Consider the following 13,424-nt stretch of genomic DNA (forward strand, 5'->3'; position numbering starts at 1 on the left):
TTCAGGCGAAAAACGCGGTTTTCGCCTGAATGTACGCCGCGTTGCGGCGGCTGCCGCTTTCGCGTCAGCAGAGCATTTTCAAAGAGAAAATGCTCTAAAGGCCGCCTTTTTCATCCAACAGTCTTTGCAGCTCTTCCATAAAGGCCGCGAGCAGGGCCTCCTGGCCTCTGATCGAGCGGATGACTTTGCCCTTGCGGAAGATGATGCCTTTGTCCCGGCCTCCGGCCAGGCCCAGATCCGCCTCGCGCGCCTCGCCCGGGCCGTTGACCACGCAACCCATGACCGCGACCTTGATGTCTGCGGTGGACCCGGCCAGTCGATCCTCCACGGCGCGGGCCAGGCTGAAGAGATCGATTTCCGTGCGGCCGCAGGTGGGGCAGGAAATGATTTCCGGCCCGCGCGAGCGCAAGCCCAGCGCGCGCAGAATTTCCCAGGCCACACTGACCTCTTCGGCCGGATCGGCGGTCAACGAAACCCGCATGGTGTCGCCGATGCCCTGGTGCAGCAAAATCCCGATGCCTACGGAAGATTTGACCGCGCCGCGCACAAGGCCGCCCGCTTCCGTGATGCCGATATGCAGGGGATAGTCGCAGGCCTCGGACAGCAAGCGGTATGCCGCGATGGTATCCGGGACCGAAGATGATTTGAGCGAAATCTTGATGTCATAAAAACCCCGGCCTTCCAGCAGACGCACATGCCCCAGGGCGCTTTGCACCAGGGCCTTGGGGCAAGGCCCTCCATACTCCTGGAGCAGGCGCTTTTCCAGAGAGCCGGAGTTGACGCCCACACGGATCACCGCCTTGTGGGCTTTGGCGGCATCCACCACTCTATCCACATGCGCTTTCGGGCCGATATTGCCGGGGTTGATGCGCAGGCCTTCAAGCCCTGCCTCCAGTGCGGCAATTGCCAGACGGTGATCAAAATGAATGTCCGCGATCAGCGGCAGGGACGTGCCGCTGCGGATGGCGGGCAGAGCTCTGGCGGCCGTTTCGTCCGGCACGGCCAGGCGCACGGCTTCGCAGCCGCGTTCCGCGAGGCGCGCGATCTGCGCCAGGGTGGCCGCAACGTCGCGGGTATCGGTATTGGTCATGCTCTGCACCATGACCGGCGCGCCGCCGCCGATGGTCAGCCCGCCCAGCCTGATGGCGCGGGTTTGTGTCTTGCGCATCTCCGGCTCCCACAAAAAAACTGCCTGTCAGCTCTCTGCCGCCCTGTTCCACGGCAAAAAAACCTTGTACGCTATTTCCGGGCGCAAGCCAAGCCTGCGCCTGGAACATATCTTGCATATATTTATCGGGAACAACCGGGAAAAACATGCGGCTTTTTCGGCAATCACACTCAAGTTCCGGGCCGCGCCGACGATAAGAAAAATATTAACGTGCTTGTTGAGGTCACTATGCACAGTCTGTTGCGCCTTTTGCTGCTCTGCGCGCTTCTGCTGCCGCTTTTGCCGGGCTGCACAACAACGCCCGCGCCCAACGATCCCGCATATGTGGACGCTGTGGAGCTGAAGCTTAAATGCCGCGAACTGGCGGATCAGATGCTGGCCACCATGCCCAATGACGCGATTCAGGGTTTTGTGGCCATGCCCACGTCTTTTGTGGATCAAAACAACACCTCCCGCAGTTCCCCCCTGGGCAGGCTGCTGGGCGAGGCCATGTTCTACGAGTTCAACCAGCGCGGCTTTCCCACGCGCGAGTACCGCCTGACCGGCCATATCTCGGTGGCGGGCGGCCGCGACGATCTGGCTCTGGCGGCCAGTCAGCTCGTATCCACCCAGGGCCAGAAATGGGCTGCCCTGGTCGTGGGCACCTATTATGTGGACAAGGACGCCACTTTCGTCAATGCCCGGCTGGTGCGCGCCGATGACGGCCTGGTGCTGCGCACCGGCCAGCTTGTGCTGGTCAACACGCCGATCATCGCGCGCATGGGCAAATCCGACCCGGTGGCTTCCAGGGCCGTCGCCGTGAAACCGGCCGCCGTTACGCCAGCCAGGCAACGGCAAGGCCTGTATCCTTCATTGTATACGCCCGCGAGCTCCATCAGCAGCGGCAGCATACCCATCAAGCAAGGCAAATAATGCCGGAACAGCCATGCGATACGCACTTGTTTTTTCTCTCATGCTCTGGATACTGCCGATCCTTTTTTCTCCCCTCCCGGCCCAATCGCTTTCCGCTCACGGGGAAGAGGTTCCAGGTGCCCCGCCTCTCAAGCTGGGACCGGACATAAGCGCCCAATATCTGGAGCAGGCCCGCGCATACAGAGCACAGGGCCGCTATGAGCTGGCGCGCCAATCGTATGCCCAGGCGCTTTCCACCTGCCAGTCAAATGAAGCCCTGGCCGTGATCAAACACGAGCTGGGCGGAGTTGAACTTCTGTTGCGCACTATGCGCTGAGGTCTGACATGAGCCGTTTTATTGTCGTTATTCTGGTTTTTGCCGCCCTGCTTTTTCCGCTGACCGCCGCGGCCATAGGCACCGTGCCCAAAGCGGCCAACAGCATTGCCGAGCAAATGGATGCGCAACTGATGATGCGCTATGCGGGCAATGATCCGGACATCGACAAAAAACAACGCTTCGCCCGGGCGCGGGCCGGGATCATGATCATGGGCACAACCCCGGTCAATTTGAACAACCTGGAAAAATCCTCCCCCCTGGGTCGCCAGATGACGGAAGAAATCTCCCGTTGGCTGATCAACGCCGGCTATCGCTATCAGGAATTGCGCAAAGGGCGTTATATACGCTTTGACAGGCGCAAGGGCGAATTCATCCTGACCCGCGACGTGCGCAAGCTCGCCAGAACCGTGGGCACAAGCCAGGCCGTGCTGGCCGGAACCTATGTGGTCAGCAGCGAGCAGGTGCGGTTCAGCATCAGCCTTATTCACACCACCAGCAATGAAGTGCTGGCCAAGGGCACGGCCACGGTGCCCATTACCGATGATCTGCTGCCCCTGCTTGAGGATCCGCTCCCCGGCAGCGGTTATATGCCTACGGTATACACCCGCTTGCAGTGATCGTCGCAGCGTCTTGCCGCCTCTGGCGGCAGGCGCGAACCGAAAGGGTACCGACTGCCCCGCGCCAGATTCGCAGCGGCGTCTTTTTGCCATCAAAAGACGCCACTTGCGAATCCTGTGCGGGGCTTTGCATTGGCGGCCGCATACGTCTGCCCTGCCGCGCCCGGATCGCATTCTCGACATTTCATTCTGAAAATGCTTTAACGCTCCGAGGCATGCGAAGATTTCGCATATCAACATACGTCATACATTCAAGGAGTCGTCATGGCGCTCAGCATCGGTATTGTGGGCTTGCCCAATGTAGGCAAATCCACCCTGTTCAACGCATTGACCAAAGCCCAGAACGCCCAGGCCGCCAATTACCCTTTTTGCACCATTGAGCCCAACAAAGCCACCGTGGCTGTGCCGGACGCGCGCGTGGACGCGCTTTCGGCCAAGGCCAGGCCGCAAAAAACCATCTACGCCAGCGTGGACTTTATTGATATTGCAGGCCTGGTGCGCGGCGCGAGCAAGGGCGAAGGGCTGGGCAATCAGTTTTTGGCCAATATTCGCGAATGCGCGGCCATTGTTGAGGTGGTGCGTTGCTTTGAAGATGAAAACATCGCGCATGTGGATGGCGACGTGAACCCTTTGCGCGATATAGAAACCATTGAGACCGAGCTTCTGCTGGCCGATTTGCAGAGCGTGGAAAAGCGCCTTGAAAAACTGCAAAAAATGGCCAAGGGCAGCAAAGACGCCAAAAACGCGGCCGCAATCATGCAGGACTTGCTGGCGCATCTCAATGAGGGCAAAGCCGCGCGCGCTTTTCCCCTGCCCGACAATGAGGCCTTTTTGACCTCCTGGCGGGAACTGGGCTTGCTGACGGCCAAGCCTGTGATCTATTGCGCCAATGTGGACGAGGCCGCCCTGGCCCACGGCAACGCCCATGTGGAAGAAGTGCGCGCCCTGGCCGGGCAACGCCGGGCGGGCTTTGCCTGCATTTGCGCCAAACTTGAAGAAGAACTTCAAGGTTTGTCTGACGAGGAACAAGCGGAAATGCTAACTTCCTACGGCATTACGGAAAGCGGGCTGGCGCGGATCATTCATACCGGTTACGCCACGTTGGGCCTGTGCAGCTATTTTACTGCCGGGCCGGATGAAGTGCGCGCCTGGACCATTCGCCAAGGGTGGAAAGCCCCCCAGGCCGCGGGTGTGATTCATACGGATTTTGAGCGCGGCTTCATCAGAGCCGAAGTCATCTCCTTCGAGGAGTACATGAAGCATGAAAACGAAGCAGCATGCCGCGCTGACGGCGTGCTGCGGGTGGAAGGCAAGGACTATGTGGTGCGGGATGGCGACGTGATGCACTTTTTGTTCAATGTGTAGAACGCGCTGCATTCGCAGTAACATTGCCGCTTTCTTCATATTTGACAGATCTTGCGCATTGGGGATAAGCGAAAGACGTGCGGCGCACTGTACAATGCAGCCGGGCTAATGTTGCAGGCCGTTGTTTATAACGTCATGGAAGGATATGAGCATGCAGAAAGGCTTTTGGCATTATCTTGAACTCTGGCGCGAACGTTTTCCACGCCCTCGCCCGCTGCAATGGCGCGGCCACTGGCTGGAAAATCCCTACTGCCAGGATTGCCGCTATTGCTGCGGCCCGCAGGATTCCAATACCCCCTTTCCCATGGCTCTGCTGCCAAGTCAGCTCCGCCCCAATCTTGACGATGACTTTTATCTGCTCAATGCGGACACGGCCTGTCTGGACGCGCGCGGCTGCAAGGCCGATACGGATCAAGGCTGCCGCCTGCCGCACGCGCAACGGCCCGTGGCCTGCGGCCTGTTCCCGCTGGTACTGGTCAACGGCAGTCTTTATCTCTACAAAACCTGCCCGGCCGTGATCTTTACGCCGCTGGAGCAGCTCGCGGCTCTTGGTCTGGAGGCCGGACGCTGGCTGACCGGCTTCAGCCTTGAGAATCTTCGCCACATCTCCCTGGATCTGTGCGAGCAGACCCTTGCCGAACGCTATATCTCCCTGAGCATCGGCATTTTTGATGCAAAGGGCGTGCGCCTGGATCTGCGCTGAGCCTGGCGTGAGCCTGCCGGATCGCGCGGGCGGAACCGCGGCAAAGAGCTACCATCCGGGCAAAAAAGCGCGGCAGGCATAGGGCTGCGGAATGCGCAGCGCTTCGCTCAGGGGCAGGGCCAGATAGCGGGCCAGCAACGTCCGGTTCAAGCCCGCATGGCCCGCCAGCAGCAGTTGCCCTTCAGGATAGCGGGCCCGCCAGCGGGCCAGAGCCGCCAGAGCGCGGCGCTGCACATCAGCGAAACTCTCGCCTCCCGGCGGCCGGAATCGGGCCGGATCTTTGCCGCGCCGCTCGTATTGGCCGGGGAAGGCCTGCCGCACCTCCTGGGGTGTCAGTCCCTGCCAGGAGCCGAGATTGATTTCCCGCAAGTCCGCGTCCGCATGCAGTGGAACCGACGTTGCGGCAGTTGTGCCCTTTCCCTCTGCTCCGGCTGCCCAGGCTGCCGCAGTGGCAATAATCGCCGCGGTCTCCCGGCAACGCTCCAGATCAGAGGAAAGGACAGCCGCCAGCGCGCCGCTTTTCAAAACCGGCGCGAAATCACGGGCAAGCCCCCGGATCTGCGCGCGTCCGGCTTCGCTCAACGGCAGATCGCGCGCGCCCACGAAACGGCGCTCCGGATTGGGCGGCAAAGCCCCGTGGCGCACCAGCCAGAGACCGCTCACAAGCGCCCTTCCGTGCCGCTGAGGTCGGCCAGAACCCGCCGCGCTATGCGCGCGGGTTCCTGCCCCATCTCGCGGGCAAGACGCGCCTCCAGTGTCCGGGCCCGCCCCAGGCGCGCCCGGATGGCCGCGCAGGCCTCGGCGTCAGCGGCATAGAGCGCCAGTTTTTGGCCGAAGCGTTGCTCAAGGCTGACAAATTCTTTGCCGCGGCAGTATTTGTCGGCCAGATACACCACTTCCCGCTCGCCCACAGGGCATCCTTCAGGCAGAGAAAGATCGCGGTGATCAACTGCCAGCGCGGCCATAACCGGCAGCCCCAGGCCGCGCAGCAAACGCCCGGCCGCGGCCTCATGCCCGGCCTGGCCCTTGCAGATGTCGTGCAGCAGGCCTCCAGCCAGAGCCAGAGAGGGATCAATGCCCGGCGCAGATCCCTGGGCCGCGCGGCTCTCTTGCAGGGCCAGAGCCAGGCCCTGCGCCACGGCCCCCACCGCCTCGGCATGGCGCAGCCCTTTTTCCGGGATGCCCCGCTCGCGCAGCAGGCGGCGCGCCTCGGCGGGCGCAAGGGCCCCACGCCGCGCGGCCAGACCCCGCAGACGCGCATAATCTTCGGGCCTGTCCATGTCTTCAAGAACAAAGGAATCGGCGACCTCCACCAGCCGCCGCGGCAAGGCTGCCAGCGCTCCGCGCAGACCGTCCCCGCCCTGGTAGTTGCAGATAGTTTTCGCAAAAGCCGCGGGCAACAGGGGCGGATGCCCCTCCCTGCCCTCAAAGCCGGGAATCAGAACCGCGCGCGGCACAGCCCGCGCCTCCTCCAGCAAGGCCCGCACGGTCAGCGGACGAACCAGGGGCACGTCCGCCGGATGCACGAATACCCGGTCGCAATCCGCGGCCACAGCCCGCAGCCCCACGCGCACCGAAGAAAACATGCCCTGCTCCGGATCGGGATTCCGCGCCGTCACAAGGTCCAGAGAACGGGCCGCCGTCTCCACCTCCGCCGCGTGATGGCCGCTGACCACAAGAATATCCCGCACTCCGGCCTCACGGTACAGGCGGGCAAGACCTTCCAGAGCCGGGCAATCCCGGCCGCCCGGCAGCAAGGGCAGGGGCAGGAGGGCTTTGACAGCCTTCATGCGCGAGGCCTGCCCGGCGGCCAGCACTACCGCGCAAATTTTCATACAGCCCCCTCAATGGCCGCTCGCGCGGCGATCCGCGCCTGTGCCCCTTTGGCTGGATGCGCAAGACGCATTTGCGCCGTTCCGCCGGAGCCGACCCGCTCCAGACGCCCCAGAACCGGCCCGATGCGGCGCAAGGGACTGCCGCAGGCGCAGGGGCCCGGCAAAAGCGCGGCCACGTCGCCGGTGCGGTACCGGATCAGGGGCATGGCCTCGCGGTCAAGCGTGGTGATCACCACTTCGCCCGCCTCTCCAGGCGGCAGAGGCGCGCCGCTGGCCGCGTCCACGATTTCCGCCAGCACGTCCAGCTCGCGCAGATGATAGCCGTCGTGAGCCGCGCATTCCACAGCGCAGCCGAAAGCCGTTTCCGTGAGGCCGTAGTGATCCAGCAGCGCGCAGCCCCAGGCATGGCGCACGCGCCGGGCCAGGCCGGGATCAAGACGATCCGCGCTGGAAAGGACGCCGCGCAGGCCCGGCGGCCCCTGTTCGGGAAAAACGCGCAAAAGCAGGGCCAGTTGCGCGGGCGCGGCCACCAGACAATGCGGCGCGAAGTCCCTGAGCCAGCGGCGCAGATGGTCGGCATCGCCCCATATATGCCGGTCAGGAGCCTGATCCGCCCCGGAATGCGCCCCTGCCGGCGGGGGAACAGCCACGGCCACGCCCAGGGCAGCCAGAGCCTGCCGCAAAAGATCCGCCACGCCGTCAGGCCGCTCCGCGCCGGGCAAAAGCACGGCCAGGCGCTGGCCCGGCTCCACCAGTTGGCTCATGCCTGCCCGGAAAAAATCGCGGGTGCGGGCCAGATCCCGATCCGTAAAGGCCAGACGCTTGGGGCTGCCCGTGGTGCCTGAGGTTTGCAGGGTGACCATGCGCCGCACTTCGCCCTGCGAGACGCAGAGAAAATCGCGCCAGTTGCGCAAATCAGAAGGCTGTGTAAACGGCAGGCAAGGCAGATCTTCCGGGCCGCGCAGGTTGAGATCGCACTGCGCCAGACGCCGCGCGTAAAAAGCGCTGCGCTCCAGAGCATAGCGCAACGTGCGGCGCAGGGCCGCAGCCTGAGCCTCGCGCAAACGCGCGGCCAGTTGCTTCGGCTCCCGCGCGCCGCAGGCCTGGGCAAGCCAGAGATCCAGACACGAGGGCCCGCTCATGCCCACGGCTCTCCGTACAGCCGCGTTCCGTCACGGGCCGTAAGATTGTGCAGACAAAAGGGAATCAGGCGCCCGTCGGGACGGACCACATGAATACAACAGCCGCGCACCCGTTCCAGATCCAGGTTGAGCGCGTCCTGAAAGGCCATGCCCGAAACGGTGAATCGCTGCCCGGCTCCGGCCCCGGCCAGAAATCGGTTGAAATCGCCCCCTGCGCCCGCTTCGTCCTTTGCGCCGCCCATGTCGCCCATGTCGCGCGGGCCCGCGCCCTTCCAGTGCAGGGCCACAAATTGTTTGGCCTTGCGCGCGCCTTCGGCCGCCGGGGGCGGCAACGGCGAACAGCAGCTCCTGTTGCTGTCGGGCAGCCATTCCAGATGGGCGCTTGCCCGTTTCCCGGCTTCTGCCCGGCCGGGCCGGCTCTGCGTGCTCACCCTGCGGTACAGCGCGCTGAAAGAGCACAAGGAATGTTCACAGCCCGGCGGATGAAAATGCGCGGCCCTGACCAACTCCGGCGCCTGGTGTTCCAATGCGGCCATGATTTCGGGCAAGGTGAGCCGGGGCGCGTTTTCCAGGGGCCAGGGATAGCGCCCGAAGGAGGAAACAGGTTGAAAGTGCAGTCCGCGTACCGCAGGCCCCAGCGCAAGCGCAAGGCGCAGCAAGTCCCCCATTTCGCGATCATTGACGCCGCGGGCCACAGTGGCCACCAACACCACGCCCAGGCCCGCGGCCGCGCAGCGTTCCACGGCGCGGCGCTTCAGATCCAGGCAGGGCCTGCCGCGCAGGGTTTCAAAAACAGCCTCGCTGACGCCGTCCCATTGCAGATAAACCGAATCCAGCCCGGCCTCGCGCAGCCGCGTTGCATAGCCTTCTTCACGGCCCAGGCGCAGGCCGTTGGTATTGAGCTGCACCAGTCCGAAGCCGCGCTCCCGCGCAAGGCGGAGAATGGCGGGCAAATCCTCGCGCACTGTGGGCTCCCCGCCGGAAATCTGCACATTGCAAGGGCCTGAAGCGCTTCTGAGGCTATCCAGTTGCGCGGCCACAACGGCAAGCGGCGGGTCCGGGGGCAGCGCAGGCGCGCCCGCCCCGGCATAGCAGACCGGGCAGGACAAATCACAGCGCATGGTCACTTCCACCAGACCGGTGCAGGTATGCTGGGCATGCAGGCGGCAGAGCCCGCAGTCAAAGGGGCAGCCGCGCCGCACGGTCGTGCCGGGGTGAGCCGGATACGAAGGGCTTTTGGGCCGCGACCAGCTCTCAAAAAGCGGCGCGTTCTCCAAGCCGGGCCCCTCGCGCCAGACCGGCGCGCTGAACGGGCCGTGCTCCGGGCAGGTCTTGCGCAGCACAACGTCCCGGCAATCCCCGCCCACGCGCTGGTAAACGGCCTCCACGCGGCGCAGGCAGACGGGGCAGAGGCTTTGGGTGCGGCGCAGGATCATGATGCGGCGGTCACATCCAGGTCATAGCTTTGCAGCAGTTCCAGAATCTTTTCCCAGCATTCGGCCAGCAGATCGCCGCAGGCCGCGGCATCCGGCGCGCCGCCGGTCTCGCCGCCCGCAACGGCGCCCAGCCCGGCCGCGATACAGCCGCAAGCCGTGCCGCCGTAGGGATTGACGCGCTCATAAAACCACAGGGCGTAGTCATTGAGCATGGGCGTGAGCATGGGATGCGCGGTTTCACTGTCCGCGCCCTTGCCGGTGGCAAGGGCCAGGGCGCAGGCCCCGCCGGTGAGCAGGCCGCAGGGCCCGTCGGACTGGCCGATGCCGTGGCAGAGGCCATGCATGGCGCGCACCAGCTCGGGATTTTGCCGGTCCCGCACTTGCAGCATGAGCAGGATCAGCAGTTGGCTGCAGCAATAGCCCTGGCGCACCAAGGGCAGGAGTTCCAGCATCAGGGGATTCATTGCGGCTCCTTTTGCGCTATCCACAGCCCGTAGCCCAGCGCGCGGCCTCCCTTGCAGGCACAATGCGCGGCCCGGCGATCCGGGCCCGGCGCGTCCGCGACATCGTACCAGATCAGGCGTGCCGCCAGCTCGGCCAGGGCCCGGCTGTGATCCTCAAAATAATGAAGAAAAAAACCGGCCCGCGCAAGCAGCCTTTCCCACTCCTCGCGCGCACGGGCTCCGTCCGCGCAGGAGAAGCGAGCCTCGGCACAACGCCCTGCTCTGCCGGAAGAGCCGCTCCCCCCAGGCGCGCGCAAAAAAAGATCGCTGACAAGCAGCGCGCCGCCGGGCCGCAAGACCCTTCGGCAGCCGCGCAGCACGGCACAAGGATCGTGCAGCAAAGAAAGCACGCACTCGCAGAGCACAGCGTCCAGACTGTTGTCCGTCAGGGGCAGACAGGAGGCGTCGGCTTGCAGCGCGTTTATGCCTGACATTCGCTTCGGCCATGCCGCATGGGCGTTGCGATCCAGGCCCAGAGCGCGGTAGCCTTCCTGTGCCAGGAGATCCAGGCTTGCGCCACGGCCGCAGCCCAGATCCAGGACAAGGGAGCCGCGTTGCAGGCCGCAACGCTCCGCGCAGAGCTCAAGGCAGCGCCGGGTCAGTTCCGGGCCGCCGGGCCGCCAGACATCCCCTGCCACGCGCTGAAAATCGCGCTGTTCCCACAAAGGGCTCATTTGTCTTCCAGCAAGGCTTCCACTTCCAGCATCCTGCCCTGGGCCAGAGACTTGGGCACCAGGGTCAGCCCGCATTTCGGGCAACGTGGAAGATACACGTCAAATGCGCTGTTCAGATAGAATGCCTGCACCTTGGCCTGCTCCAGCGGGCAGCGGCATTGGCCGCACACCCACTGGCCCGCGTCCGGCGGATAATTGGGCCCCATGCTCATGCGCTCTGCCCTCCCCGGTCCTAGAGCATTTTTTGATTGAAAATATTCATTTTCAATCACTTCGCTGCCATCATTTCGCGTCCAGAACGCGGTCTGGACGCTCATTCGGCGCGGGCGCCAGCTAACGCTGCCGCCAGAGCGTTTAGCTAATTTCATTAGCAAAACGCTCTAGCCGCTGTCCGCCACGCAGCCGCTCTGACCGCCGGAACCGGGCACCTGCATCCGGTGGCACCAGGCGTCATGCAGCACCAGCACGCCGTCTTCATTGCTGTATTCAGCCCAGAAGGTCACATGGCGCGGCCGCCAGGACGCCAGCCAATGCCCATTTTCCAGATTCTGAAAGCGTCCGCCCCCGGCTTCGGCGGCAGCTACGGCCCCTTCCACGTCCGAAAGCAGAATATGCCGCTCTTCCAGGCGCGCCAAAGTTTCCGGGGGCACATGCACAATGGCGGGCGCGGCTTCGTCCTCCTCTGTTCCCAAATATGCGCGCAGCAGCCTGCGGCGCAAAGCGGCCCGGTTGGCCCGGCGCGCGGAAAGACCCGGACCTTTTTGCGTCTCATCCGCAGCGCCCTGATCCGGAAACAGCAAATCCAGCAGATGACGGCACTTTTTGCCGTCCGCAACCAGCCTGTCCCGGCACATGATGCAGGAAGCCAGGGCCGTGTGCGGCAGCCCGGCGGCGCGATGTTCGCTCATAGCCCGCGCCAGATCGGGCTGCGCGCACCAGACAAGGCCGCCGTAGCCGCAACAGGCCGTTGCCGCGCCGGAAAGGCGGGGCTCTTCCAGACGCGCGCCGCATTTGCGGGCCAGGCTGCGCACGGCGGTCAGCCAGGCCGCATCCCCGCGGGCCGTGCAGGGATCATGGATCGAAAATACTTCCGGCAAGGCTTGCGGGGATGCTTGTGGCAACGGCAGGCCGTCCAGCACTTCCCAGACGGAAAGCGCTTTGGCCTCGGGCAGGGCGTCGCGCAATGCGCTCAAGCAGGAAGAGCAGGCCGCCATGATTTGAGGGCGGCCCAGTTGCTCCCACTGCTCCGCGAGCCGCGCCGCATGCTCCTTGAAAAGCGTTTCACGACCTGCCCAGCGCGCCGGAATCCCGCAGCAGGAAAGCAGCAGGGCCACGCCTGCCCTTTGCCCGGCCTGATCTTTCAGCGCGTCCCGCACATAGGCATAGAGCGCGCCCACCTGCTCCCCCCGCGAGGCCGCCAGCTGGCAACCGGGAAAGAAGAGCCAGGATGCGGGGCGTCCCTGGGGCAGGGAAACATCCGGCAGGGCCAGGGCGCACTCGGGGCCGGAGGCGCTTTCCATGTCTTCAAGCGCGAACTCATGGGCCGAGGGCGGCATGAAGTCGCGCTCCACCATATCCCGGCGCGCGGAAAGGCAGAGTTCCGCCATAGAGAAATTTTCAGGGCAGAGCTCCTGGCACTGGCCGCAGAGCGCGCAGCCGTTGACCAGGGCATTGGCTGTATGCAGGCCCTTGACGATGGAGGCATTATTGTAGATCTGGCGCGCATAGATCCGGGGATAGCCTTTGTATTTCTGGAGATACGCACATTCCCGGACGCAGAGCAGGCATTCGCATTGCAGGCAGCGGGCCGCCTCCCTGGCAGCCTCGTTTTCCGTATATATCTCTGCGGCGGGTTCCACACGCGGCTCAGGCTCCAGGCCCTCCAGGGAGGTGTGCAACGGACCCTGCTCTTTTTCGCGCGCGGCCGTCAATGAGACGCCACTTGCCAGCCGCTCCAGGGTCTGCGCGGCGCAACGCCCCTGCCCCGCCTGTGCTGAGGCCGAGGCATAACAATGGCCGGTGGCAGTGACGCTGAGCCATCCCGCGCAACAGATTTTGCCCCGCCAATGCAGGGTGGCAGCATCTATTGCGCTCTCAGGGGGGGCCAAAGCCTGAGCTGCATCCGCGTCGATCAGCACGCCGTCGAATTCCGTTTCAGCGCGCTCCGCCAGGGCGGCGTCCAGAACAGCCTCGCTGAAAAGCACCTGGCGGCGAGCCAGCATCTCCCGATCAGCCGCCAGAGGATCTTGTCCGGTCGTGACATCTTTTTTCAGGGCCGGATAGCGATCCCGCAAAAATTTCCACGCTTCTCCCTGGTGAAAAACAGTGACCGGGTAGCCCTTGGCCGCCAGATCATGGGCGGCGGCCAGACCGGCCAGGCCCGCGCCCAGGACGGCCATGCGGAACCGTTTGCGCGGCATGGGCAGCAGGCGTCTGGTCTGCTCGCCTGTTGTCACGCAGGCCAGCTCCAGGGCATGAATGGCAAGACTGCCGCCCAGATCCAAACGCAGGCAGACGTTTTCGCAAGGGTGATCGCAGATGCGCCCGATGATGCCCGGCAAGGGTAAATGCCGTTCCAGAACCTTACGGGCTTCAGCGGGCTTTTTTTCGGCCATGCGGGCCATGAAAGCGCGCACGTCCAAATGGAACGGGCAAGCGGCCCGGCAGTGCGGCGGGCTTTCCTGCGTGCAGCGGGCTTCAATCTCGTGGAGGCGACGTTGATCCATATCCGTTTACTCTGCAAAAGGCGCGGC

Annotated in this window: 14 protein-coding genes; 5 read left to right on the forward strand and 9 right to left on the reverse strand. The window is 64.2% G+C overall.

What is annotated here, in order from left to right; translation table 11 throughout:
* Window positions 1-94 precede the first annotated feature (94 nt).
* Window positions 95-1,168: a flavodoxin-dependent (E)-4-hydroxy-3-methylbut-2-enyl-diphosphate synthase gene (gene ispG, locus G7Y51_RS01810; RefSeq protein ID WP_165174708.1), complete on the reverse strand. Its 1,074-nt coding sequence runs from the start codon at window positions 1,166-1,168 to the stop codon at window positions 95-97.
* A gap of 228 nt (window positions 1,169-1,396) precedes the next feature.
* Between ispG and G7Y51_RS01815 the strand changes: the two genes are divergently transcribed.
* The 5 genes from G7Y51_RS01815 to G7Y51_RS01835 all read left to right on the forward strand — a co-directional run bounded on the left by G7Y51_RS01815 (window position 1,397) and on the right by G7Y51_RS01835 (window position 5,081).
* Window positions 1,397-2,080, forward strand: a complete 684-nt coding sequence (locus G7Y51_RS01815) for a FlgO family outer membrane protein (RefSeq protein WP_165174709.1) — start codon at window positions 1,397-1,399, stop codon at window positions 2,078-2,080.
* A gap of 13 nt (window positions 2,081-2,093) precedes the next feature.
* Window positions 2,094-2,396 carry a hypothetical protein gene (locus G7Y51_RS01820; protein ID WP_165174710.1) on the forward strand — a complete coding sequence of 101 codons (303 nt, stop codon included), beginning with the start codon at window positions 2,094-2,096 and terminating at the stop codon, window positions 2,394-2,396.
* 8 nt (window positions 2,397-2,404) lie between these two features.
* The gene (locus tag G7Y51_RS01825; protein WP_165174711.1) at window positions 2,405-3,013 is read left to right on the forward strand and encodes a FlgO family outer membrane protein; all 609 of its coding nucleotides are present in this window, start codon (window positions 2,405-2,407) and stop codon (window positions 3,011-3,013) included.
* A 264-nt stretch (window positions 3,014-3,277) separates the two neighbouring features.
* Complete coding sequence (gene ychF, locus G7Y51_RS01830) at window positions 3,278-4,378, forward strand: redox-regulated ATPase YchF (RefSeq protein WP_165174712.1); 1,101 nt, start codon at window positions 3,278-3,280, stop codon at window positions 4,376-4,378.
* Between the two features lie 151 nt (window positions 4,379-4,529).
* Window positions 4,530-5,081, forward strand: coding sequence for a hypothetical protein (locus G7Y51_RS01835; protein WP_165174713.1), 552 nt, complete (start codon window positions 4,530-4,532; stop codon window positions 5,079-5,081).
* A 48-nt stretch (window positions 5,082-5,129) separates the two neighbouring features.
* Here G7Y51_RS01835 and G7Y51_RS01840 read toward each other — a convergent pair whose 3' ends face one another.
* From G7Y51_RS01840 to G7Y51_RS01875, 8 genes are all read right to left on the reverse strand, one after another.
* A complete protein-coding gene (locus tag G7Y51_RS01840) occupies window positions 5,130-5,744 on the reverse strand; it encodes a histidine phosphatase family protein (protein ID WP_165174714.1) in 615 nt (204 codons plus the stop codon).
* The gene (locus G7Y51_RS01845; RefSeq protein ID WP_165174715.1) at window positions 5,741-6,916 is read right to left on the reverse strand and encodes a DVU_1551 family NTP transferase; all 1,176 of its coding nucleotides are present in this window, start codon (window positions 6,914-6,916) and stop codon (window positions 5,741-5,743) included. Before G7Y51_RS01845 ends, G7Y51_RS01840 begins: the two co-directional genes overlap by 4 nt.
* Window positions 6,913-8,058 carry a DVU_1553 family AMP-dependent CoA ligase gene (locus G7Y51_RS01850; protein WP_241160095.1) on the reverse strand — a complete coding sequence of 382 codons (1,146 nt, stop codon included), beginning with the start codon at window positions 8,056-8,058 and terminating at the stop codon, window positions 6,913-6,915. The genes G7Y51_RS01845 and G7Y51_RS01850 overlap by 4 nt, the downstream gene beginning before the upstream one ends.
* A complete protein-coding gene (gene trsS / locus G7Y51_RS01855; RefSeq protein WP_165174716.1) occupies window positions 8,055-9,494 on the reverse strand; it encodes a radical SAM (seleno)protein TrsS in 1,440 nt (479 codons plus the stop codon). Before trsS ends, G7Y51_RS01850 begins: the two co-directional genes overlap by 4 nt.
* Complete coding sequence (locus G7Y51_RS01860; protein ID WP_165174717.1) at window positions 9,491-9,958, reverse strand: DVU_1555 family C-GCAxxG-C-C protein; 468 nt, start codon at window positions 9,956-9,958, stop codon at window positions 9,491-9,493. Before G7Y51_RS01860 ends, trsS begins: the two co-directional genes overlap by 4 nt.
* Window positions 9,955-10,671: a DVU_1556 family methyltransferase gene (gene trsM / locus G7Y51_RS01865; protein WP_165174718.1), complete on the reverse strand. Its 717-nt coding sequence runs from the start codon at window positions 10,669-10,671 to the stop codon at window positions 9,955-9,957. The genes G7Y51_RS01860 and trsM overlap by 4 nt, the downstream gene beginning before the upstream one ends.
* Complete coding sequence (locus tag G7Y51_RS01870; protein WP_165174719.1) at window positions 10,668-10,883, reverse strand: DVU_1557 family redox protein; 216 nt, start codon at window positions 10,881-10,883, stop codon at window positions 10,668-10,670. The genes trsM and G7Y51_RS01870 overlap by 4 nt, the downstream gene beginning before the upstream one ends.
* A gap of 168 nt (window positions 10,884-11,051) precedes the next feature.
* A complete protein-coding gene (locus tag G7Y51_RS01875) occupies window positions 11,052-13,397 on the reverse strand; it encodes a pyridine nucleotide-disulfide oxidoreductase/dicluster-binding protein (protein ID WP_165174720.1) in 2,346 nt (781 codons plus the stop codon).
* Window positions 13,398-13,424: the final 27 nt, after the last annotated feature.

It is taken from the genome of Desulfovibrio sp. ZJ369 (assembly GCF_011039085.1).
Lineage (GTDB): Bacteria > Desulfobacterota > Desulfovibrionia > Desulfovibrionales > Desulfovibrionaceae > Desulfovibrio.

Excerpts from the sequence above, each read along its gene's own strand:
- G7Y51_RS01875 (WP_165174720.1), bottom strand. The coding sequence starts at position 13,397 with ATGGATCAACGTCGCCTCCACGAGATTGAAGCCCGCTGCACGCAGGAA.
- G7Y51_RS01870 (WP_165174719.1), bottom strand. The coding sequence starts at position 10,883 with ATGAGCATGGGGCCCAATTATCCGCCGGACGCGGGCCAGTGGGTGTGC.
- ychF (WP_165174712.1), top strand. The coding sequence starts at position 3,278 with ATGGCGCTCAGCATCGGTATTGTGGGCTTGCCCAATGTAGGCAAATCC.
- ispG (WP_165174708.1), bottom strand. The coding sequence starts at position 1,168 with ATGCGCAAGACACAAACCCGCGCCATCAGGCTGGGCGGGCTGACCATC.
- G7Y51_RS01825 (WP_165174711.1), top strand. The coding sequence starts at position 2,405 with ATGAGCCGTTTTATTGTCGTTATTCTGGTTTTTGCCGCCCTGCTTTTT.
- G7Y51_RS01850 (WP_241160095.1), bottom strand. The coding sequence starts at position 8,058 with ATGAGCGGGCCCTCGTGTCTGGATCTCTGGCTTGCCCAGGCCTGCGGC.
- G7Y51_RS01820 (WP_165174710.1), top strand. The coding sequence starts at position 2,094 with ATGCGATACGCACTTGTTTTTTCTCTCATGCTCTGGATACTGCCGATC.
- G7Y51_RS01860 (WP_165174717.1), bottom strand. The coding sequence starts at position 9,958 with ATGAATCCCCTGATGCTGGAACTCCTGCCCTTGGTGCGCCAGGGCTAT.
- G7Y51_RS01835 (WP_165174713.1), top strand. The coding sequence starts at position 4,530 with ATGCAGAAAGGCTTTTGGCATTATCTTGAACTCTGGCGCGAACGTTTT.
- trsS (WP_165174716.1), bottom strand. The coding sequence starts at position 9,494 with ATGATCCTGCGCCGCACCCAAAGCCTCTGCCCCGTCTGCCTGCGCCGC.
- trsM (WP_165174718.1), bottom strand. The coding sequence starts at position 10,671 with ATGAGCCCTTTGTGGGAACAGCGCGATTTTCAGCGCGTGGCAGGGGAT.
- G7Y51_RS01845 (WP_165174715.1), bottom strand. The coding sequence starts at position 6,916 with ATGAAAATTTGCGCGGTAGTGCTGGCCGCCGGGCAGGCCTCGCGCATG.
- G7Y51_RS01815 (WP_165174709.1), top strand. The coding sequence starts at position 1,397 with ATGCACAGTCTGTTGCGCCTTTTGCTGCTCTGCGCGCTTCTGCTGCCG.